The sequence below is a fragment of the Acinetobacter halotolerans genome, from assembly GCF_004208515.1.
Lineage (GTDB): Bacteria > Pseudomonadota > Gammaproteobacteria > Pseudomonadales > Moraxellaceae > Acinetobacter > Acinetobacter halotolerans.
Map to the genome: position 1 here is coordinate 1 of NZ_SGIM01000007.1, position 21,447 is coordinate 21,447.

General features: G+C 39.2%; 21 protein-coding genes and 1 pseudogene. 9 read left to right on the top strand and 13 right to left on the bottom strand.

Annotated features, from left to right (window positions below; translation table 11 throughout):
* Positions 1-85: 85 nt before the first annotated feature.
* From EXE30_RS15895 to EXE30_RS09395, 5 genes are all read right to left on the bottom strand, one after another.
* Positions 86-244, bottom strand: a complete 159-nt coding sequence (locus EXE30_RS15895; RefSeq protein ID WP_004669472.1) for a hypothetical protein — start codon at positions 242-244, stop codon at positions 86-88.
* 4 nt (positions 245-248) lie between these two features.
* A complete protein-coding gene (locus tag EXE30_RS09380; RefSeq protein WP_130162155.1) occupies positions 249-1,454 on the bottom strand; it encodes an RtcB family protein in 1,206 nt (401 codons plus the stop codon).
* 252 nt (positions 1,455-1,706) lie between these two features.
* On the bottom strand, positions 1,707-3,164 hold the full coding sequence (locus tag EXE30_RS09385) for an amino acid permease (protein WP_130162156.1): 1,458 nt from the start codon (positions 3,162-3,164) through the stop codon (positions 1,707-1,709).
* Positions 3,165-3,173: 9 nt separating this feature from the next.
* The gene (locus EXE30_RS09390) at positions 3,174-4,199 is read right to left on the bottom strand and encodes a methyltransferase (RefSeq protein WP_130162157.1); all 1,026 of its coding nucleotides are present in this window, start codon (positions 4,197-4,199) and stop codon (positions 3,174-3,176) included.
* 61 nt (positions 4,200-4,260) lie between these two features.
* Positions 4,261-5,619, bottom strand: coding sequence for a uracil-xanthine permease family protein (locus tag EXE30_RS09395; RefSeq protein ID WP_130162158.1), 1,359 nt, complete (start codon positions 5,617-5,619; stop codon positions 4,261-4,263).
* A gap of 177 nt (positions 5,620-5,796) precedes the next feature.
* On the opposite strand from EXE30_RS09395, the gene typA reads away from it, so the two are divergent.
* The 3 genes from typA (at position 5,797) to EXE30_RS09410 (ending at position 8,801) form a co-directional block, all read left to right on the top strand.
* Positions 5,797-7,632, top strand: coding sequence for a translational GTPase TypA (gene typA, locus EXE30_RS09400; RefSeq protein WP_130162159.1), 1,836 nt, complete (start codon positions 5,797-5,799; stop codon positions 7,630-7,632).
* 247 nt (positions 7,633-7,879) lie between these two features.
* Entirely contained in the window at positions 7,880-8,314 is a 435-nt protein-coding gene (mscL, locus tag EXE30_RS09405; RefSeq protein ID WP_004669460.1) for a large conductance mechanosensitive channel protein MscL, read from the top strand.
* Between the two features lie 154 nt (positions 8,315-8,468).
* Complete coding sequence (locus tag EXE30_RS09410) at positions 8,469-8,801, top strand: gamma-glutamylcyclotransferase family protein (RefSeq protein WP_130162160.1); 333 nt, start codon at positions 8,469-8,471, stop codon at positions 8,799-8,801.
* A gap of 72 nt (positions 8,802-8,873) precedes the next feature.
* Here EXE30_RS09410 and EXE30_RS09415 read toward each other — a convergent pair.
* Positions 8,874-9,167, bottom strand: a pseudogene (locus EXE30_RS09415) (peptidylprolyl isomerase).
* 318 nt (positions 9,168-9,485) lie between these two features.
* Here EXE30_RS09415 and EXE30_RS09420 point away from each other — a divergent pair.
* Together EXE30_RS09420 and EXE30_RS09425 are read left to right on the top strand one after the other, a co-directional pair.
* Positions 9,486-9,788 carry a hypothetical protein gene (locus EXE30_RS09420; RefSeq protein WP_228256117.1) on the top strand — a complete coding sequence of 101 codons (303 nt, stop codon included), beginning with the start codon at positions 9,486-9,488 and terminating at the stop codon, positions 9,786-9,788.
* Positions 9,789-9,832: 44 nt separating this feature from the next.
* Positions 9,833-11,266 carry a S8 family peptidase gene (locus EXE30_RS09425; RefSeq protein WP_130162162.1) on the top strand — a complete coding sequence of 478 codons (1,434 nt, stop codon included), beginning with the start codon at positions 9,833-9,835 and terminating at the stop codon, positions 11,264-11,266.
* Between the two features lie 204 nt (positions 11,267-11,470).
* On the opposite strand, the gene EXE30_RS09430 is transcribed toward EXE30_RS09425, so the two are convergent.
* Positions 11,471-11,749, bottom strand: a complete 279-nt coding sequence (locus EXE30_RS09430) for a peptidylprolyl isomerase (RefSeq protein WP_004669452.1) — start codon at positions 11,747-11,749, stop codon at positions 11,471-11,473.
* 21 nt (positions 11,750-11,770) lie between these two features.
* The gene (mutM, locus tag EXE30_RS09435) at positions 11,771-12,592 is read right to left on the bottom strand and encodes a bifunctional DNA-formamidopyrimidine glycosylase/DNA-(apurinic or apyrimidinic site) lyase (RefSeq protein ID WP_130162163.1); all 822 of its coding nucleotides are present in this window, start codon (positions 12,590-12,592) and stop codon (positions 11,771-11,773) included.
* Between the two features lie 207 nt (positions 12,593-12,799).
* Between mutM and EXE30_RS09440 the strand changes: the two genes are divergently transcribed.
* Positions 12,800-14,992, top strand: a complete 2,193-nt coding sequence (locus tag EXE30_RS09440) for a TonB-dependent receptor family protein (RefSeq protein WP_130162164.1) — start codon at positions 12,800-12,802, stop codon at positions 14,990-14,992.
* Between the two features lie 67 nt (positions 14,993-15,059).
* Here EXE30_RS09440 and EXE30_RS09445 read toward each other — a convergent pair whose 3' ends face one another.
* The 4 genes from EXE30_RS09445 to ygfZ form a co-directional block, all read right to left on the bottom strand.
* Positions 15,060-15,863, bottom strand: coding sequence for a tetratricopeptide repeat protein (locus EXE30_RS09445; protein ID WP_130162165.1), 804 nt, complete (start codon positions 15,861-15,863; stop codon positions 15,060-15,062).
* A 251-nt stretch (positions 15,864-16,114) separates the two neighbouring features.
* Positions 16,115-16,435: a low molecular weight protein tyrosine phosphatase family protein gene (locus EXE30_RS09450; RefSeq protein WP_130162166.1), complete on the bottom strand. Its 321-nt coding sequence runs from the start codon at positions 16,433-16,435 to the stop codon at positions 16,115-16,117.
* Positions 16,436-16,453: 18 nt separating this feature from the next.
* A complete protein-coding gene (locus tag EXE30_RS09455; RefSeq protein WP_130162167.1) occupies positions 16,454-17,170 on the bottom strand; it encodes a DsbC family protein in 717 nt (238 codons plus the stop codon).
* Positions 17,171-17,299: 129 nt separating this feature from the next.
* Positions 17,300-18,022, bottom strand: a complete 723-nt coding sequence (ygfZ, locus tag EXE30_RS09460; protein WP_130162168.1) for a CAF17-like 4Fe-4S cluster assembly/insertion protein YgfZ — start codon at positions 18,020-18,022, stop codon at positions 17,300-17,302.
* 181 nt (positions 18,023-18,203) lie between these two features.
* Here ygfZ and EXE30_RS09465 point away from each other — a divergent pair, with 181 nt between their 5' ends.
* From EXE30_RS09465 to EXE30_RS09475, 3 genes are all read left to right on the top strand, one after another.
* Positions 18,204-18,656, top strand: coding sequence for an SRPBCC family protein (locus tag EXE30_RS09465; RefSeq protein ID WP_171457358.1), 453 nt, complete (start codon positions 18,204-18,206; stop codon positions 18,654-18,656).
* 57 nt (positions 18,657-18,713) lie between these two features.
* Positions 18,714-19,058, top strand: coding sequence for a zinc ribbon domain-containing protein YjdM (locus EXE30_RS09470; RefSeq protein ID WP_130162170.1), 345 nt, complete (start codon positions 18,714-18,716; stop codon positions 19,056-19,058).
* A gap of 161 nt (positions 19,059-19,219) precedes the next feature.
* Complete coding sequence (locus tag EXE30_RS09475; RefSeq protein WP_130162171.1) at positions 19,220-19,555, top strand: YegP family protein; 336 nt, start codon at positions 19,220-19,222, stop codon at positions 19,553-19,555.
* Positions 19,556-19,608: 53 nt separating this feature from the next.
* Here the strand turns inward: EXE30_RS09475 and EXE30_RS09480 are convergent, their stop codons facing one another.
* A complete protein-coding gene (locus tag EXE30_RS09480) occupies positions 19,609-21,324 on the bottom strand; it encodes a proline--tRNA ligase (protein ID WP_130162172.1) in 1,716 nt (571 codons plus the stop codon).
* Positions 21,325-21,447: the final 123 nt, after the last annotated feature.

Genomic DNA, 21,447 nt, shown 5'->3' on the forward strand with positions numbered 1-21,447 from the left:
AATGAGTCGCTTTTTTGATTTTTAGTACGTTATAAATATTCATTTTATTTCTCCTAAGTTTGAGTTATTTGCTCAAAGATTGTATTTACCAAACACCTTTATTCAACTGTTGCTTCGCTTGTTGACGATCACGACGATGTTGCGCGCGTGGCTTTTCTGTTTCGTGAATCCCTCCCTTTTTAAGCAAAGGGGATAAAGCCACTGGATTGCGAACTTTGATTTTTGGCATCTCTTTTAATTTCATTTGGTTATCCTTTGATACATAGAATTTGTTTAAGTGTATGCACGATTTCGATCAGTTCTGATTGGTTTGCCATTACTTGATCAATATCTTTATATGCGCTTGGGATTTCATCAATCACTCCCGCATCTTTACGGCATTCAATGCCTTGGGTTTGTTGAATAAGGTCATCTTGACTAAATAGTAACTTCGCTTTATTGCGACTCATTTTTCGTCCAGCGCCATGGGAACATGAACAGAAGGATTCGGGATTGGCTTTGCCTTTGACAATATAAGAGCGTGCTCCCATTGAACCAGGAATAATGCCTAATTCATCTAAACCTGCTCGAATTGCACCTTTTCGAGTAATGAATAGATCTTCACCAAAGTGATTTTCCCGACTGACGTAGTTATGGTGGCAATTAATCGCTTCCTTTGTCATTTGAAAGGGTGGTAGAAGCGGACGGATCGCTTCTAGAATTAACCGCATCATTTCGCGACGATTTTCATAAGCGTATTCTTGCGCCCATTGAACAGCTTCTACATAGTCATCAAAGCTGTTCGAACCTTCGGCAAAGTAACTTAAATCTTTGTCTGGAACATGACCAAAACGATGTTGCGCTTCTTTCTTAGCCAGTTCAATAAAGTATGTGCCAATCACATTACCTAAACCTCGGCTTCCAGAATGTAACATTACCCAGACGTCCTGATTTTCATCTAAGCACAGTTCAATAAAGTGATTACCTCCACCCAACGTACCGAGTTGTTTCTGCCATGTCGAGTCAAACTTTCTTAACATCCGCACCAAGCCTGGATGCTTTTTGATAATAGGTTGTAAGCGTTTTTCTAGGGGAATAATACTAGACGCTTTGGCTTTGACCTGTTTATGCAGTTCAAAACCCACAGGAACTTTTCGTTCAATCGCATGTCGTAAGGGGGCAAGATTGTCTGGAAGTTGAGATGCTTTCAAGTTGAGTCGAATCGCATTCATACCGCAGCCAATATCCACCCCGACTGCCGCAGGAATAATGGCGTGTTGTGTGGGAATGACACTACCAACAGTTGCGCCCTTACCGACATGTACATCTGGCATGACGGCAATATGTGAATACACAAATTGCAGTTGTGCCATTTTTTTGAGTTGGTCAATGCTTTCACTATCAATGTCGTCGGTGAAGATTTTCACTGGAACGCCATATAGAGCATCAGCATTCAGTATTTTTTGTATGCCCATTTTTTTATCTCGGTCAATTTAAATGTTTGTCCGAATAGGCATAAAAAAACCTAGCGAATGCTAGGTTTAAATAGACATTCGGACAAGTGATCATGAAGATGTGCCACTTGTCCGTGAGGTGACAGTGCCAAATCTTACAATGTGTTTCCTAGTTGTAATGGCATATGTCGTCCTCCTATATAATAGTGCCGTTGAAAATATGAGCAGAGATTCTACTCATATTTGGTGTTCAGTCAAGTATAAATCAATGATTTATTCACCTGCTTTCACATTCATATCTTTATAAGCGATTAACTTGCTTTTATGTTTCCACTTATAGCCAAGCCAGATTGCCAAAAATAGGGGAATACTGATATAGGTAGACAAAATTCCAAGCCAATCAATTTTTCCACCCAGAACAGCTTCATAATTTTGACCGAGGATGATGATTGAGCAAAGAATAAATGCAAACCACGGCGCAAATGGAAAGAACTTGGCGCGATAGGCGAGGTCTTCTAGCTTATAGCCCTGTAAAATATATCCCTTGCGAAAACGATAGTGTGAAATCGCAATCCCTAACCAGACAATAAATCCACACATACCAGACATATTGAGCAACCAGTTGAAGACTTGTTTTTCACCAATAAAAGTAGTCAAAAAACACAATGCAGCAACAGCTGTTGTGGCATATAACGCATTCATGGGTACGCCACGACGATCGAGTTTGGAGAATAACTTTGGTGCACGACCTTCACGCGCCATATTCCATAACATACGAGTCGAAGAATACATGCCTGAGTTACCCGCAGACAAAATTGCACTGAGAATAACCGCATTCATTAAACTTGCTGCAAATGCAAAGCCAGCTTTTTCATAAAGCAAGGTAAACGGTGACAGTGCAATATTCTCGCTCTCCGCTGCTTTTAACAGGAGAGGGTCATTGTAGCTGATCAGTGTGCCGATAATGAAAATACACAGAATGTAGAATAATAGGATACGCCAAAAAATTTGTTTGATTGCCAAAGGAATCGTTTTCTTAGGATCTTTTGATTCACCGGCCGCAACCCCAACCATTTCAGTACCTTGGAAGGAGAATCCTGCAATCATCGCCACGCCAATCATGGCTTGAAGCCCTCCCACAAAAGGAGCATCCTGATAGGTCCAGTTGGAAAAAGCGGCAACGTTTGGCGTGAGCATGATTTTAACAATCATGGCAATACCAATGATGATAAAGACAATGATAGCAACGACTTTGATCATCGAGAACCAGAACTCGCTCTCACCAAAGCCTTTGACGGTTAATGAGTTGATCCCGAAAATAATCGTAAGGAAAATCGCACTCCAGTAAAAGCCTGGAATATCTGGGAACCAAAATTTCATGATGAATTGTACAGCGACTAATTCAAATGCAACGGTAATCGCCCAGTTATACCAATAATTCCAACCTAAGGCGAAGCCAAAGCCATGCTCAACATAGCGACTACCATAAGTAAAGAAAGCACCCGATGTTGGGGTGTGGGTAGCCAACTCGCCTAAACTGGTCATCAAAAAATAAATCATCAGACCAATCAAGGCATAAGCCAGTAATGCACCGCCAGGTCCAGCATTTGCAATGGTAGAGCCAGAAGCAAGAAATAAGCCAGTACCAATTGATCCACCAATGGCAATCATATTGAGGTGGCGAGCGCCGAGCTTACGCTGAAGGTGTTGGGGAGCAGATGTCTCGCTCATAAAAATTCCTTAAACTTTATATTTCGCATTGGCATACAGCACCTTGAACCCTTGTTGGTCAGTTTTGATGACACATTGACCAAAGCTTTGTTCAATAAGCGGCTGATAATTCAAAAAACGATTTGCGACGATCCACAATTCACCTGAACGTTTTAGGTGTGATTTTGCAAGCTTGCATAGTGTTTCACTGGCATCGTAATCGGTATGAATTCCCTGATGAAAAGGTGGATTGCTAACAATCGCAGCCAAATCTTTGGGTGCATCACCAAAACCGGTTACAGGTTGAAGATGTAACTGATCTAAATTCAGCCCATTTCGTTGAAAAGTCATCTCAGTTGATCGCAATGCAAATGCATCAATATCAAGCGCAAAAATTTGATGCTGTGGATTTAGTTTGGCCAAATACGCACTAATAATCCCAGCACCGCAGCCAAAGTCGGCAATCTTACCTGATTTTACTTGATCGAGGTAAGGGACTAATACGGCCGTTCCAATATCCAAATGATCTTGGCTAAACACACCAGGCAGCGCGCAAACTTCTAAACGATCTTGATTCACTTGTACGGTATAGGCTTTTAACCAGTGATCTAGCGGTTTCAATTGTTCAGTTTTTTCAATTTTCATGTGCCAAAGTTGACAGTGACGTGCACTGTCCAATTTCTGTGTTTGGCCATACTGTTGTAATTGTTTTGCTGCACGTTCAACACCACCTTTTTTCTCACCAACGAGAAAAACGTGCTGACCTTGCTGTAAATGGCTCACCACCACATGCAAAATATAGTTCAACAATTCCTTTGATTTAGGCACAAAAATAATGACTTGTTCAAATGCTGTTTGGGGGAATTCAACTGAGAAATGTGATGAAATTCCAGCATTTAAAAAGCCTTGATGATCAGCAAAGTTCCAAGTCCATACAGAGGCCTGTGTTTGGCTGGGTAGTTCTTTGGCGAGTTGATCATTCGGGGCATTAATCAATAAGATATGCCCATTTAAATAATCTTGTTGACGTAAGACGACTTCACTACGTGGATCCATATTGATCTCTCATCAAAACAAAACCCAGTCGTGAAACTGGGTAAGTGTCGAGGTTGGATGATTATTTATGCGTTTCAGGTAAAACAATATTTAAAATCAAAGCGGCAATACCGCCTGTTGCGACACCAGAGCTAAAAATGTTTTTAAATAATTCAGGTAAGTGTTCAAGAATCTGTGGAACTTGTGCAACCCCTAGACCTAATGCTAGAGAAATCGAAATGATCAATAATGCACGACGATCCAAATGAATCCCTGACAGGATATTAATACCAGAAGCCGCCACAGCACCGAACATGACCATCACAGCGCCGCCTAAAACGGCTTGAGGGACTGCTTGGATCACAGCCGAAACAGCAGGGAATAAGCCTAAAATAACCAGTAGTACAGCAATCCAAAGACCGACATATCGACTGGCAACACCAGTAAGCTGAATAACCCCATTATTCTGTGCAAAGACTGAACTTGGGAAAGTGTTGAAGATACCTGCTAAGAACGAATTTGCACCATTGACCAGTACGCCACCTTTAATTCGTTGCATCCAAATCGGACCATCAACAGGTTGATTTGAAATTTTACTGGTTGCAGTGACATCACCAATTGCTTCAAGTGAAGTGACTAAATAGATAAATGCCATTGGAATGAATAAGCTCCAAGAAAAGCTTAAACCGAAATGCATCGGAGTGGGAATTTGTACAAGAGGGGCTTCACTTAATGCAGAAAAATCTAAATGTCCCATAAATCCAGCAAGAATATAACCAATAATTAAGGCAATTAAAATTGCTGAACTTTTCACCCAAATAATACGAATACGATTCAGCAAAATAATGATGCCAAGGACGGTACATGACATGATTAAATTATCAGCATTGGCGAATGTTTGATTCTGCATCGCGGTATAACCACCGCCCATGCTAATCAAGCCTTCTTTGATCAGAGTCAAACCAATCAGTAGCACCACGATACCTGTGACCAAGGGTGTAATTAGTTTTTTGACCCAAGGTAAAATGCGTGAAACGCCCATTTCAATAAATGAACCTGCAATCACAACCCCGAAAATGGCAGCCATGACTTGTTCAACAGGCGTGCCCGCAGCTACCATAGCACTACCAATCCCAATGATTGGACCAATAAAATTAAAACTTGTACCTTGAACAATTAATAATCCCGCACCAAAAGGCCCCACTTTTTTACATTGTAGAAAAGTTGCAATGCCTGAAATGATAAGAGACATTGATAAAATCATATTGGTGTCTTCACGAGAGACGCCAAGTGCGAGACAGATCAGTAATCCGGGAGTAATAATCGGGACTAAAATGGCTAAAAGATGTTGCAAAGCGGCTAAAAATGCAACAAAAGGTTTCGGGCGATCATTCAGCCCGTAAACAAGATCGAGCTGTTGCTGAGGTAGGGGTTTCGACATGGGAGCATAAAAAAGCGATAAGCATTAGTGGAATATTCTAATAGAGTTGGACTATTTTACCAACGATTCGATTGCAATTCGTCAGAAAAAAAGTTGTCTGTCAATAAACTGTCACTACTAAATCGTAATATTTTTCTGTATAATTTGCCCTCAAATTTAAAGCGTATTGAATTATACATGTCAGATATTAAAACTCTCCGTAACATTGCCATTATTGCGCACGTCGATCATGGTAAAACGACTCTTGTAGACAAACTTTTACAACAATCAGGTGCTCTTGGTGATCGCGCAGGCGAGATTGAACGTGTTATGGATTCTAACGCGCTTGAGTCTGAACGTGGTATTACCATTCTTGCAAAAAATACTGCAATCAAATGGTTAGATGCCCGTACAAACACTGAGTATCGTATTAACATCGTCGACACCCCAGGACACGCCGATTTCGGTGGTGAAGTAGAGCGTGTTTTGTCGATGGTCGATTGCGTATTACTTTTAGTTGATGCTCAAGAAGGTCCAATGCCGCAAACTCGTTTTGTGACACAAAAAGCCTTTGCGCGTGGTTTGAAACCAATCGTAATCATCAACAAAGTGGACAAGCCAAGTGCACGTTGTGACTGGGTTATTGATCAAGTATTTGATTTATTTGATAACCTTGGCGCAACTGATGAGCAGTTGGATTTCCCAATTGTTTATGCATCTGGTTTACGTGGTGTTGCAGGTCCTGCGCCTGAAGAACTTGCAGATGACATGACACCATTATTTGAAACGATTGTAGACATCGTAGAACCACCGAAAGTTGATGCTGATGGTCCATTCCAAATGCAAATTTCATCACTTGACTATAATAGTTTCGTGGGTGTAATTGGTGTTGGTCGTATTCAACGTGGTTCAGTAAAATTAAACACGCAAGTGACTGTGATCGATAAAGAAGGTAAGACGCGTAATGGTCGTATCTTAAAGATCATGGGTTATCACGGTTTAGAGCGTGTTGATGTAGAAGATGCTTCTGCTGGTGATATTATTTGTATTACAGGTATTGATGCTTTAAACATTTCTGACACTATTTGTGATCCGAAAAATGTTGAAGCTTTACCGCCATTGTCTGTCGATGAGCCGACTGTTTCGATGACATTCCAAGTAAACAACTCACCGTTTGCGGGTAAAGAAGGTAAATTTGTAACTTCACGTAATATTCGTGAACGTCTTGACCGTGAGTTGATTCACAACGTAGCACTTCGTGTAGAAGATACTGACAGCCCAGATCGTTTCAAAGTATCTGGTCGTGGTGAGCTTCATCTTTCTGTATTGATTGAAAATATGCGTCGTGAAGGCTTTGAAATGGGCGTTTCACGTCCACAAGTCATCATGAAAGAAATCGATGGTGAAAAACAAGAGCCATTTGAAAACGTGACATTTGACGTTGAAGAACAGCACCAAGGTTCTGTAATGGAGCAAATGGGCTTCCGTAAAGGCGAAATGACCAATATGGAAGTTGACGGCAAAGGTCGTATCCGTATTGAAGCAACTGTACCTTCACGTGGCTTAATTGGTTTCCGTTCTGAATTCCTGACCATGACTTCTGGTACGGGTATCATGACATCTAGCTTCTCGCATTATGGCCCTGCAAAACAAGGTACTGTTGCGAAACGTCAAAATGGTGTGTTGATCTCGATGGTTCAAGGAACTTGCTTGGGTTATGCACTATTTACACTTCAAGATCGTGGTCGTTTATTTGCTAAACCACAGTTAGAAGTTTATGAAGGTATGATCATCGGTATTAACTCTCGTTCTGATGATATGGTGGTTAACCCAACTAAAGCAAAACAGTTAACTAACGTACGTGCATCTGGTACAGATGAAGCGTTAACGTTAACACCTGCAATGGAATATACGCTTGAACAAGCGCTTGAATTCATTGAAGATGATGAATTAGTTGAAGTAACGCCTAAGTCGATTCGTATTCGTAAGCGTTACTTAACTGAAAATGAACGTAAGCGTAACCGTGGTAAATAATTTTTCTTAAGTGAAAAAATGAAAAAACCGCTAAATTTATTTAGCGGTTTTTTATTGGATGAAAGAAAACCGATATCGTCCTGAAATTCATCTTTTTATTAAAAATAAAATATGTTGTTAAAGTGTGAAATGACTTTCATTTTTTTGAAAAAATATTAAATTATCAACTATATGGCTAGTCGCTTCCTCTGTGTAATAAACAATGCAAAAACAGAACGCGACAAAATTCAACTCTGGAGAGTTATAGATGAGTATTATTCAAGAATTTAAAGAATTTGCAGTAAAAGGTAACGTGATGGATCTCGCCATTGGTGTGATCATCGGTGGGGCTTTTGGTAAAATCATTGACTCATTAGTGAAAGATATTTTAATGCCAATCATTAACTTTGTGATTGGTGGCGAAGTCAATTTCAGTAATAAATTTATTGTATTACGTGGCGAATCAGAAAATATTACGACCTTGGTTCAGGCTCAAGAAGCGGGGCTCACTGTACTATCTTATGGTAATTTTTTAACGATTCTGATTAATTTCTTAATCTTGGCATGGGTAGTTTTCTTATTAGTGAAGGTGATGAACCGTTTACGCAAACAAGAAGAAGCTGCACCAGCAGAGCCAGCTCCAACACCGGAAGATGTTCAATTGTTACGTGAAATTCGTGATGAACTAAAAAAGCAGGGTTAAATTAGCCTTAAACAAAAAAACGGCATTTAAGATGCCGTTTTTTATGGCTGATTGTTCAGAAGGCAATAAACATTTCATGGTCGTTTATGCATCTAGAAAAATAGCCAGCTTCATTTTAAGATGCTATACACATTTGAGGGGGGAGAGACAAAAAATGAATCGATTGTTCGTCTACGGTACATTATGTCCAAATCGAGAAAATGCGCATATTCTCGGGGAAATTGGTGGAGACTGGCAACAAGCCTTTGTAAGGGGCTCAGTACATATTTTGGATTGGGGGCCTGATAAAGGCTTACCAGCAATCGTACTAAACGAGAAAGATGAGTTGGTAGAAGGCTATTTATTTAGTACTGAAAAATTACAAGAAAATTGGCAAATGCTGGATGATTTTGAAGGGATGCAATATCAGAGAGTACAGACCGAAGTACATTTAATTTCGGGTGAAAAAATGCTGGCATGGACGTATGTGATGAAAGCGCAAGACTGAAAATCATTTCAGTCTACGCCCAATGAAAAATCATTTCAGTTTCTGGGCGCTTAAATTTAAACCCAATTTTGATTATCTTAAACCATCCATACGAAATTTAATTTCAACAAAGTGAAAACCAAATTGGCTTTTAATGGGTCCAAGTAAAATAGGTTCCGCAGCAGTAAAAACGAGTTTATCGATCACAGCAACAACTGTCCTCTTCTTACTTCGCCGAGCTCACCGCCACGCTTTGCAGAATTGCAGGTTGAGTATTTATTATTTGGTAATTTTTGAAAAATCCGCACCCGAATGAATGCGTTTTTTCAATTGCTTAGCCATATCTTTATCTTGGACTAAAATATGTCGAATAATAGTTGTTTGTATGTGGTTGATAGTGCGCCAATATACTTGAAAAATCATCTAGTTTGCTGATCTACATAATATAAAAATTTTTCTAAGAAAAATGGGATGTTTTTTTACGTTATAACATTTCAAATTTAAAAATAAATTTTTTTGTAACTTTGAGCATTTAAATCAAAGAAAGAAAATCTTTTGTGAGGGCATTCACATTAATAATTTATGTCATATCTAGACAATAAATGGCAGTCGCTGTTTAATTTTTAACTATTGATTGTGTGCGGATTGTAAACGCAATTTAATTCAAGCAAATAAATAGAAGTGAACAGAGCTATGAATAATAAGATGAAAGTTATCTTAAGTATTGTCATTGTGTTTGGTTTGGTGATTGCACTGGTTGTTTATTTTAAACCAACTAACGAAACGTCAGTTTCGGTCAATATGTATCCAACAAATACAACATCACAAAGTGCTCCAAACGATCACAATGCCTTCGCAAGTCATCCAACTCAGTTAGCTTCTAATGTTGAACAGGCTGCCACTAGTACTTCGGGTGACAATGAATTGGTTGATACTAAAAGTGATATGAGCATTCAACCGATTGATCCAGAAACCGATATAGGCAACCAAATTATTGAACCAAATTGATCAACATAATTTGTTAAAACAAGCAAAAAAAAAGGAAAATTTTTATGATTTACAAAAAAATTCTGTTAGCGCTATGCATGGGTTTATCCTTTGGGGCTAGTAATGCACAAGCGCAAATTTCACCGCAGGCTGCAAATGCGCAATTGAGTAATGCTGCTAAACAAAAAATTCAACAGGGTAAAATTGACATCAATGCATTATTACAAAATGCATCGAATGACCTGATTATTGAATATTATAACGATGCAGACCAAAATTTGACTGCGGCACAGTTAAGGAAGTATTTCCAACAACAAAAACAAATGATATCTAATCAATTTGCACAACAAAACTCGGGTGTTCAGTTGTTGCGTGATTACAATGCCTTACCTATTAGTTTTTATCGTATACAAAATCGTAATGCGTTGGTGAATTTATTAAATAATCCAAATGTCAAAGCAGTCTATCCGAACCGTGTATCCAAAGCCACATTGTCACAGAGTTTAAACCAAATTGGTCAACCTGTAGCCAAAAGTAAAGGCTTTACAGGTGCGGGTACAACAGTTGCAGTTTTAGATACAGGTGCAAATTATAGACATCCCGATCTAGGAAGTTGTACTGCACCTGGCACGCCAGCTAGTTGTCGAGTCAGCTATGCACTTGATTTTGCACCAGAAGATAACTCATTGGATGACAATGGTCATGGTTCAAATGTATCTTCAATTGTTGCTGGTGTTGCATCTGAGGCTAAAATTGTTGCTCTTGATGTATTTCGTGGTGCAAGTGCCTATGATAGCGACATTATTTCAGCTTTAAACTGGGTGACGAATCAAGCGGAAACTCTCAATATCAAGTCGGCTAACTTGAGTTTGGGTAATTCAACAAGATATTCATCAACTTGTACTTCTTCATCGTTGACTAATTCATTCCAAAAATTACGTAATGTGGGCGTAATCCCTGTAGTTGCTTCTGGTAATGATGCTTATACCAATGGTATCTCATATCCAGCATGTACAGCTGGTGCAGTCAGTGTTGGTGCTGTTTATGATGCGAATGTTGGAGGGCGGGGTTATCAAAATTGCTCAGATCAATCGACCTATATGGATAAAGTGACTTGCTTCAGTAATAGTGCATCAAACTTAACCTTATTAGCACCAGGAGCACCGATTACGGCAGGGGGGTATACCCAAAGTGGTACATCCATGGCAGCTCCACATGTTGCGGGCGCAGTTGCTGTGTTGCTTGCCAATAATGCCTTACCAAATGCTAGCTTAGATGACATTGTAAACCGTTTGAAGAATACAGGAACATTGGTGACCGATCATCGTACGAATCAACGTTTTCCACGTCTGAACTTGAGTGCAGCAGTTGATGGTTTAACATCTTCAACACCAACACCAACACCAACACCAACACCAACACCAACACCAGCACCAGCACCAGCACCAAAGCAGGTGTGTACTAACTATTTCTTCTTTACAATCTGCCAGTATGTATAAATTGAACGAAGTTAAATAGTTGAATGAGTGGCAACTGATATTTTATAAGTTGCCATTTTTTATAGATTCTGGTGCCAACTTTTACACGTTCTTTAAACTTGCTTTGAATCGATTGCTTATGGCGATACTACTGCAATTGTTCTTTCGGTTAGCCGAGATTAAAGCATTATACAAGCCTGTGTGTTTTTAGGTTTGGTTATTGACTCACATTCTAAATTTGATTTCGATCAAGTGGAAACCAAACTGACTTTTAATCGGACCATGTAAGACGCGTTCAGCAGCACTGAAAACCAGTTTATCTATAACAGGAACAAGCTGTCCTTTTTTGACTTCGCCTAACTCGCCACCACGTTTGGCTGAATTACAGGTTGAATATTGCTTCGCAATTTTTGAAAAATCAGCACCAGAATGGATACGTTTTTTCAACTGTTCAGCCATGTCTTTATCTTTGACTAAGATATGTCGAACAATAGCAGTTTTCATGCGCTGTTCTCCTTTAAAAAACTATGCTTTTTTCAGTTTCAATGGTTGGCATTGTGGGCAAAAAACACTTGCACGCTGTCCCAGTTTTAGGTTCTCTAAGGTCGTCTCACAGTTAACACACATCTCGCCAGCTCGACCATATGCCAAAAGGGTTTGTTGAAAATAACCATTTTCACCCATCGCATTGCTATAGTCACGTAAAGTCGAACCACCTAAATCAATGGCTTGTTGCAAGATTCGTTTGACTTCAATCACCAACTTTTCCACTTGAACTTTGGTTAAGGTTGACGCAGGTTGTGCTGGATGAACGCCGATATTAAATAGGCTTTCAGTCGCATAAATATTGCCTACACCGACCACGATATGATTATCCATTAAAGCAATTTTAATGCCGACATTTTTTTTACTTAGTTTTTCTAAAAGATATGACGAATTAAAATCATCACTTAACGGCTCGGGGCCAAGTGTATCAATTAGCTTAGTTTGATGATTTTGATCAAGCCAAAGTATACAGCCGAAGCGCCGTGGGTCATGATAGCGGAGCTGATAATCTTCAAAATCAATCACCAGATGATCGTGTTTCCTCAGTTCATCACTGGGCTGGCACAGCCGAAAACTTCCAGACATACCCAGATGCCAAAGCATTTGATCATGTTCAAACTCAGCCAAAATATACTTAGAACGACGTGAAAGGCGCTTTAGGCGTTGACCAACAAGTTTATCAATATCATCAGGTATCGCCCAACGTAAACTGGCATTCCAGACTTTGACGGTTTGGACGCGCTGTTCCAATAAAGGTAACATGCTGGTTTTGGTAGTTTCAACTTCAGGAAGTTCGGGCATAATAAGATCAAGTTGTTTCAACAACAATACAATGAGGGTAAATGTTTAACTTACAATTATGTCGATATTTAATTTTATTTGCCAATATAGATCAGTAACAACTTTGACTGATTTAGCTAAAATTAATGTTTTCAGATAATTATAAAATAAATAGCGGCTTACTTTTAAAAATCATCGTTTCAATTTTTTGAGAAATAAGGAATCTTCATGCCTTTCTGGAAAATTAACCTGTTATACGGTTGTGTCGCAATGAGTATGGGGCTAAACAGTTCCTTACTATGGGCAGCCGAGCCTGATACTCAGCAGCCTGTGCAACTTCCAACGATTAAAGTCGAAGCTACACGTACAGATACAAGCTATCTACAGACACCTGCTTCGGTATTTCGTGTTGATGCACCTGAGCAAATGCAGTCAACTCAGGTCAATTTAACTGAGCTCGTGAAAGGAATTCCAAGCTTACAGCTAAATAATCGTGAGAACTATGCACAAGATTTACAGCTATCAATGCGTGGATTTGGTGCACGCTCTACTTTTGGAGTGCGAGGAATTCGTCTTTATGTCGATGGTATTCCCGCAACGATGCCGGATGGACAGGGACAAACCTCAAATATTGATTTGAGTAGTTTAGATCACCTTGAAGTTTTGACGGGACCATTTTCCTCCCTTTATGGAAACTCCTCTGGTGGGACGATTTTAACCACAAGCAAAGAGGGACAGGGTAAAGATTCAATCGAAATGAGCTATGCGGGTGGTAGTCACAATAAAAATCGTGCAGGTATCGTTCTCCAAGGCGGTTCAAAACATGCCAATGAACCGAGTTATGTGATTAGCTCATCATATTTTGATACTGATGGCTATCGTGATCATAGTGATGCACGTAAGGTGCTCAACAATGCCAAACTGACATGGGATCTTGACGATGGTTCGAAGATTAATTGGATCACCAATTACGTCAAAATTCATGCAAACGACCCTCAAGGATTGGATAAAACTCAGTGGCAGCAAAATCCTCGTCAAGTTAATGATGCCAATAATACCTATGATGTACGCAAAGATATTGAACAAACTCAAACAGGGGTGACATGGTCAAAGCCACTTAACGATCAACATGAGTTATATCTGATGGGGTATTGGGGCAATCGTCAGGTGACACAATATCAGTCTATACCGAAAGGTAGGGTGGGGGAAGAAAATGGTAAACCTATTTATTCAGGGCAGGCAAGTCCTAAACAGGCTGGTGGTGTAATTGATTTCGATCGTAATTATTATGGTGCTGATTTCCGTTGGACAGGTAAAGAGCTATTGCCGAATACGATCTTAAGTGCTGGTGTAGCATTTGATATGATGGATGAAGATCGTAAAGGCTATAAAAATTTTAATGATGTTGGGCAATTCGGTGTCAAGGGTGAATTACGTCGTAATGAAGACAATAGCTTATGGAATATCGATCCTTATTTACAAGCATCATGGCAGTTTTTACCGACGTGGAGAGTAGATACGGGGCTTCGTTATAGTAATGTACATTACAAATCTAAAGATCATTTCACATCGGGACCTGATGAATATGGAACTATTAATGGTGACGATAGTGGCAAACATGATTATTCTAAGCTACTTCCATCCATTGCATTAAGTTGGCAAGTTATTCCTGAACTTTTGGCTTATGTCAGTTATGCCAAAGGCTTTGAAACACCTACATTTACTGAAATGGCTTATCGCCCTGATGGATCAGGCGGTTTTAATTTTGCTCTTGATGCATCGAGCAGTGATACCTATGAACTTGGCTTAAAATCACAAAATCAACTCGGTGATTTTACTTTGGCTGTTTTCCAAACCAAGACCAAAGATGACATTGTATCGGCTGGTAGCGTCGATGGACGTGCGACTTTTCGTAAAGCTGATAAAACTTTACGTGAAGGTGTAGAGTTGACATGGAACAAAGCACTTTGGCGTGATCTAGTCATCAATGCCAGTTATGGTTATCTTGATGCTACATTTGATGCAAATGTTCCAGAAAAAAAAGATGATGGTAAAATTCTTGCCTCAGCTATTCCATCTGGAAATTTAATTCCAGGGATCGCAAAACAACGAGCCTATGCCGCAGTAGCATGGAAGCCAAACACTGGTTTTTATGGTGGGGTTGATGCTCAATATAATGACAAAATCTATGTGAATGATACCAACACTGAAGCAGCGCCAAGTTATACCACTGTTTCAGCCTACACGGGTTATCTCTGGACATTGAATGACTGGAACATGAATGCGTATGCGCGAGTCGATAACATGCTAGATAAAAACTATATCGGTTCAGTGATTGTAAATGATGGCAATGGTCGCTTCTATGAACCTGCGGATGGGCGCAATTGGGGGGCTGGAATTAAAGTCACTAAACAGTTTTAATCTGTTGACCGCCACCAAATATCTGTTGGAAAAGTCGATATTTGGTGGTTACGGGTAAAATAAAATACTACGGTTTAGAAGCTTTCGCTTGTTGTTCCTTGGCTTTTATAATCTGTTCTACTTTTGCCAAAGACTCTTTGGCTTGGGGGATGTCTTGTCTCGCCAGTTCTGTAAAAATCTTTTTGGCCTCTGGTAAGTTCTGTTGAAGAATATCACCATTCGCCAACATATTGCCTAATGCCATCAATGAAGGTGCATAGCCTTTTTCAGCAAGGGATTGGATTGTTCTGATTGCTTGCTGACGAGTAACTGGGTTTTTATTTTTGACTCCTTGCCCCAAATCATACACTGCTCTAATGTGCATGGCAGGATAGTAATTCTTTTGAATTAATGGTCTGAGCTGGCGAATTGCGATTTGATCGGTTTCTGGTTTACCCTGAGCAAATAGTAAAGTTGCAATTTCCACAATTGCTTCTTCAGAACCTTGTTTTGATGCTCTATCTAAATACTCTTTGAATTTTGGTGTATTTGGTGTAATGCCTAACCCACCATGGCGATAAAGTTGAGCCAAGGTAAAGCTGGCTTTGCCATAGCCTTTATTTGAGGCATCTTGGTAATATTGTAAAGCTTTTTTCTCGTCTTTATTCGTTCCTTGGCCATTTTGAGTCATATAACCAAGATTGTAGATGGCTTGAGCGTTCCCTGACTCTGCGAGACGTTGCATTTCTGCAAATGCAGCAGGGTAATTTTTTGCTTCATAGAGTTGGGTAGCTTTTGCAAAAACATCTGTTTTGGCTGCAGCTTTGCTGTCTGCTGCTAGTGTGGAGTGGCTTGCAACAATTATTAAACTGGCTATGAGCAACTTTTTCATTTTTTCTTCCTTCTATGTAAATCTCTGCTGTAATCCTTTGTGCAGCAGAACACAATTTGATGCTCTCATCATAAAAGTTTGGTAAAAAATGTAAATGATGATTTTGTATATATCGTGCCAGAAAAAGGTTTTTTAATTTCTATTATTGTGCCATTAAAATTCATAAAAACAATGATATATGGTTATTCTTCATGGAATTGCCATGAAGAATATATATGGAGAGAAAGTGAATGAGGCAATAAACGCTAACGTTATTCTATATAACGTTGCATCGTGAGTTGTAGTAATTCAATTAGATCAGAATCCATATATTGATAATTATCAGGGATATCTAAAACCAACACTTTCTTATTCATGAGCTGTTTAGAGAATTTCTCTTTAATTTGTTGCTTATGTCGTATTTCCATCACAAAGATTTGATCAGCCCAAAGTATATCTTTGATCGAAACTGTATGTTTAGCGTGGCGACTGGTACCAGCTGATCGGGTATGGAGACCATACCCTTGTGCAAAGATGCGTTCAGCGGTTGGACTACGCCATTGATTACGACTACAGATGAATAAAACGTCCAATCAAATAGTAAATCAATTCTAATACTCATTCATAAATTCTTCTAAATCTTCTAGTTCAGGGATACCTACAGCTCTATGACCTTTGGAATTAAATAAAGTTGGTGTATGTTTAATTTGATAGTTTTTAGTAATTTCCATATTTTTATCGATAGGTTGATTACAGGAATTTTCTCTTTTGTTCGGTTTTATATTATTGAGTAAATAAAGTTTCCAGGTCTTAACAGGATCCTTTGAACACCAAATATTTTTAGAGGTTTCTACCGCCGTTGGATGTAAATGAGTTAATCCCATAGGGAATGTATAGATTGTTACATTGTCAACTTCTTCAAGTTCACTCTGTAGGACTCTGCATGCGGGACAGTCTGGGTCAGCAAAAACATATAGAATTCTTTTACCATTCCCCTTAACTTCTTTTAATGCGTTTGCAAGAGGTAGTTGTTTAGGGTTGATAGCATAATGTTTTTGATAGTTAATTGAGGCGATATTCTGCATATTTTCAAGATCATAAATATTACCATGAATCAGATATCGACCTGAAGCATCAATGAATGTTGACCCTCTAGGATTTGAAAGACTATATAAGTTAGAAATAGGTGTTTTATCGATATACTCTGGCTTTAATTCACTAGGAAGTTGTTTTACACGTTGATTAATTTGCTCTGTATTAGCAAAAATTACTTGCGAATTTAATGAGGTAAATAAAGTAATAATTAAGAGGTATTTGAGTGTATACACAGAAGTTTCCTATAAAATAAAGTCAAAATATAATTAGTTCATTTTTTAGTAAGTATAGTGCTAATTTAATTTTTTAGGTTGTTTTATAAATAATTAAAAAGCCCTACTAATAGGGCTTTTTAAGCGCTCTTATTGTGGTCTCGCCACATCACCACTTAGCGCTTCTGGCAAGTCCAACACTGTCAAATCAAGCTCTTCTAGAGCAGTTGGTTTTGCTACCACAAGTGCGATATAGCCATCTTCAGTGGCGACACTATTGACCACTTCTATATCTTTACTCAGTTGAGTTGTAGGAGAGGGAACGTCCCCTTTTCCTTGAATCAAATGTAACCAGTGTTTAGGTTTGGCTTTAAACCAAAGACGTGCCACGATTTCCTGCCCCAAGTAGCAACCCTTATCAAAATGTACGCCGTCACGTTGATGTAGGCGTAATTCTTGTGGTTGAAAGACATGTTCAGTAGCTTGAGTGATCCAAGCTTGTCCAGACTGAATGGCCTGTAATTGCCAAGTCTTTATATCGGTTTCTGTCTGAGAGAACTCAGTTTGATGTCCAACAATATTTGGAAAAACTTGACCAATTTCTTCTAATTTCATTTTTGAAAAAGCACCAAACTTTTTGATATGTTTGGAAAACTCTTCTGCTTGATCTTGTGTGGTGACTAGTTCAAAACTTTCTGGATTTAATCTTTTAATCCATAAACCAAAATGAATACGTCCTTTTAAATCACAAATAGCAGTGTATCGACTTTCATTCTCAGGTAAACGTTCAGTGTGAACAGTTACCTGACCCTGTAAAAATTTTTGTGCATCTATACCATTTAAGCTAAAAGCAGTAAAAGCAAGCTGACTCATAGATCGATCCTAAAGCTGCATTTTGGTCACTAAAATATGGACTGTTATTTTGCGCCATTTTTCACAAAAAAGCAGCTTTTGATTGTTGATATTCATGTTGAAATAAAGAGATTGGAAAGATCGCAATGATGATTAAATTGTGATGCTCAATCCATAAATAAAAGAATAGTCTCAAGGGAGAATAACAATGCCAGGTACAGTACGATTACATCGCGTATTCAATGCGCCCTCTGAACGTGTTTTTAAAGCCTTCTTAGATCCAGATGCGTTAGTCAAATGGATGTCACCTCATGGGTTTACTGCTAAAGTTCATCATTTAGATCCGCAAGTAGGCGGTACTTATAAAATGTCGTTTACGAATTTTTCTACAGGAAGCACGCACTCATTTAGTGGGAAATATATCGAAATTGTTCCAAATGAACTGCTTCGCTATACGGATCAGTTTGATGATCCGCATCTGACGGGTGAGATCCAAATGACCATCCAACTCAAGCCTGTGCTTGTGGGTACAGAGGTGAATATTACCCAAGAGGGGCTACCAGATGTGATCCCTGTTGAAGCTTGTTATTTAGGGTGGCAAGAGTCACTTTATTTGTTGGGTTTGCTGATTCAAGCTGAAATCCCTGATCAATAAGCGGATTAATTTTGAAAAACGGCTTCTATCGATCATAATAAGGCTTTTGAGATTTTTATGTCTTTTCCAAACTGCCCACAATGCCAATCAGAATATACTTATCAAGATGGCGAATTATTAGTTTGTCCAGAATGTTCATATGAGTGGAAAGAAGGCGAAGTTTTAACCTCTGAAACACAGGAAATCATTAAAGATGCAAATGGTAATGTCTTAGTAGATGGTGATAGTGTTACGGTAATTAAAGATTTAAAAATCAAAGGTTCTTCATCAGTTGTTAAAGTCGGTACAAAGGTTAAATCAATTCGTCTGGTCGCTGATGCCAGTGATGGCCATAATATTGATTGTAAAATTGATGGGATTGGTGCGATGAAGCTTAAATCAGAATATGTTAAAAAAGTTTAATTTAAACCTTTTTATATGGGAGCATGCAAATGCTCCTTTTTATATGGGTGATTCACTCTGAACTACTAAAATCGAACAAAAAATAATCTTCTTAAATAGTTGTAGCTGAATTATATTATTAGAGAAATAAAACAATATTAACTCTAACAATAGAGGTCTTTATGGCTGGATGGTATGAGGTGAATCGAGCAAGCGATGGTCAATATCGCTTTGTATTGAAAGCAGGTAATGGGGAAGTCATTTTAAATAGTGAATTATACAAGACCAAGGCATCAGCAATGAATGGGATTGCCTCAGTGCAAAAGAACAGCCCAGATGATGTTCGCTATGAGCGATTAATGTCAAAAAATGATAAAGCATATTTTAATCTAAAGGCTGCAAACCATCAGGTGATTGGCACCAGTCAGCTTTATGCCAGTGTACAGTCTCGTGATAAAGGTATTGAATCAGTACAAAATAATGGTTCATCGGATACCATTAAAGATCAGACAGTTTAATTTTCCAATAAAAAAGCCGTTTCATTGAAACGGCTTTTTATTATGTGTGAATACTAACGTACAAGCTTCATTAATAATTCATCTTTATTAAGGTTACTTGCTTCGGCATCACGACGGCCTTTGTACTCAAAAGTACCTGCATCTAAGCCTTTCTCACCAATCACGATACGATGAGGGATACCCATCAACTCAAGGTCAGAGAATTTAACACCAGGACGTTCATTACGATCATCAAGGAGTACATCATAACCTTGTGCTTGTAACTCTGCGTAAAGTGCTTCAGCTGCTTCTACGGTGCGTGGGGATTTATGTGCATTCATTGGCACAATTGCAATGTCAAAAGGAGCAATCGCTTGAGGCCAAATGATGCCTTTGTCATCGAAATTCTGTTCAATGGCAGCAGCAATAACACGTGTCACCCCAATACCATAACAACCCATGGTAACGGTAAATGGTTTGCCATCTTCGCCAAGCACTTTACAGCCCAAAGCTTCTGAATACTTTGTACCTAATTGGAAAATATGGCCGACTTCAATACCGCGTTTGATTTGTAGTGTACCTATGCCATCTGGAGACGGATCACCTTCAACCACATTACGTAAGTCAAAAACTTCTGTGAACTTTGCGTCACGATCCCAGTTGACACCAGTCGCATGTTTATCAACTTCATTTGCACCTGCGATAAAGTCAGAGAGGACCGATGCAGCACGATCTACAATTACTGTTAAACCTTTTTCCAAAAGACCTTGCGGTCCACAGAAACCTGCGGTTAAACCGTGTTGCTGTAGTTGTTCGTCAGTTGCAAAAGTCAAAGGCGCAGCAATAAGTGGATGCTTTTCAGCCTTAATATCATTCAGCTCATGGTCACCGCGTAAGAACAGGGCTACAACAGGCGAGTTGCCTTTCTCATCTGCAATCCCTTGTACCAATAATGCTTTTACTGATTGTTTCGCATCAGCATTTAAAAATGCACACACATCGGCAATGGTTTTTTGATTTGGTGTCTCCACCAATGCAAAAGCTTGCGTAGCAGGTGCACGTTCACCAACTAAAACAGCTTCAGCCATTTCTACGTTTGCTGCATAATCCGATTCAGTTGAGAATGCAATATCGTCCTCACCGCTGGCTGCAAGTACATGGAATTCATGTGATGCTGAGCCACCAATCGAACCTGTATCCGCTTGTACAGGACGGAAGTCCAAACCAAGACGAGTGAAGATGCGACTATAAGTGTCATACATCATGTCATACGTTTCTTGCAAAGATGCTTGATTCGCATGGAAAGAATACGCATCTTTCATGATGAATTCACGTGAACGCATCACACCAAAACGTGGACGAATTTCATCACGGAATTTGGTTTGAATTTGATAAAAATTCAGCGGCAATTGCTTATAACTTTTTAATTCGTTACGCGCTAAATCGGTAATCACTTCTTCATGCGTCGGGCCTAAAACAAAATCATTGTTATGACGATCTTTGAAGCGTAATAATTCTGGGCCGTATTGTTCAAAGCGACCTGATTCTTCCCAAAGCACGGCAGGTTGCGTGACAGGCATATACACTTCTAATGCGCCTGAACGATTCATTTCTTCACGAACAATCGCATCAACTTTCTTTAGTACACGCGTTCCCATGGGCAACCAAGAGTATAAACCAGAGGCTAATTTACGAATCATCCCCGCACGTAACATGAGCTGGTGTGAAATGACTTCAGCATCATTTGGGGTTTCTCTTAACGTTGCAAATAAAAAGCGGCTTGCGCGCATGGAAACTGTCCTAAAGTTAAGTGTTATAAAAAAGGCGATAAGTATAGATGAAATAATACACCCACTTTTCAGCCGATTGGCATTATGACATGAATCATTCAATTTGGCGCAGTATAAAGTATT

What these genes read in the sequence shown, in the direction of transcription:
- EXE30_RS09430 (WP_004669452.1), bottom strand. Translation starts at nt 11,749, where the DNA reads ATGAAAACTGCTATTGTTCGACATATCTTAGTCAAAGATAAAGACATG.
- EXE30_RS15895 (WP_004669472.1), bottom strand. Translation starts at nt 244, where the DNA reads ATGAAATTAAAAGAGATGCCAAAAATCAAAGTTCGCAATCCAGTGGCT.
- EXE30_RS09390 (WP_130162157.1), bottom strand. Translation starts at nt 4,199, where the DNA reads ATGGATCCACGTAGTGAAGTCGTCTTACGTCAACAAGATTATTTAAAT.
- EXE30_RS09445 (WP_130162165.1), bottom strand. Translation starts at nt 15,863, where the DNA reads ATGAAAAAGTTGCTCATAGCCAGTTTAATAATTGTTGCAAGCCACTCC.
- EXE30_RS09425 (WP_130162162.1), top strand. Translation starts at nt 9,833, where the DNA reads ATGATTTACAAAAAAATTCTGTTAGCGCTATGCATGGGTTTATCCTTT.
- EXE30_RS09385 (WP_130162156.1), bottom strand. Translation starts at nt 3,164, where the DNA reads ATGAGCGAGACATCTGCTCCCCAACACCTTCAGCGTAAGCTCGGCGCT.
- EXE30_RS09480 (WP_130162172.1), bottom strand. Translation starts at nt 21,324, where the DNA reads ATGCGCGCAAGCCGCTTTTTATTTGCAACGTTAAGAGAAACCCCAAAT.
- EXE30_RS09475 (WP_130162171.1), top strand. Translation starts at nt 19,220, where the DNA reads ATGGCTGGATGGTATGAGGTGAATCGAGCAAGCGATGGTCAATATCGC.
- mutM (WP_130162163.1), bottom strand. Translation starts at nt 12,592, where the DNA reads ATGCCCGAACTTCCTGAAGTTGAAACTACCAAAACCAGCATGTTACCT.
- mscL (WP_004669460.1), top strand. Translation starts at nt 7,880, where the DNA reads ATGAGTATTATTCAAGAATTTAAAGAATTTGCAGTAAAAGGTAACGTG.
- EXE30_RS09395 (WP_130162158.1), bottom strand. Translation starts at nt 5,619, where the DNA reads ATGTCGAAACCCCTACCTCAGCAACAGCTCGATCTTGTTTACGGGCTG.
- EXE30_RS09410 (WP_130162160.1), top strand. Translation starts at nt 8,469, where the DNA reads ATGAATCGATTGTTCGTCTACGGTACATTATGTCCAAATCGAGAAAAT.
- EXE30_RS09380 (WP_130162155.1), bottom strand. Translation starts at nt 1,454, where the DNA reads ATGGGCATACAAAAAATACTGAATGCTGATGCTCTATATGGCGTTCCA.
- EXE30_RS09470 (WP_130162170.1), top strand. Translation starts at nt 18,714, where the DNA reads ATGTCTTTTCCAAACTGCCCACAATGCCAATCAGAATATACTTATCAA.
- EXE30_RS09440 (WP_130162164.1), top strand. Translation starts at nt 12,800, where the DNA reads ATGCCTTTCTGGAAAATTAACCTGTTATACGGTTGTGTCGCAATGAGT.
- ygfZ (WP_130162168.1), bottom strand. Translation starts at nt 18,022, where the DNA reads ATGAGTCAGCTTGCTTTTACTGCTTTTAGCTTAAATGGTATAGATGCA.
- typA (WP_130162159.1), top strand. Translation starts at nt 5,797, where the DNA reads ATGTCAGATATTAAAACTCTCCGTAACATTGCCATTATTGCGCACGTC.
- EXE30_RS09420 (WP_228256117.1), top strand. Translation starts at nt 9,486, where the DNA reads ATGAAAGTTATCTTAAGTATTGTCATTGTGTTTGGTTTGGTGATTGCA.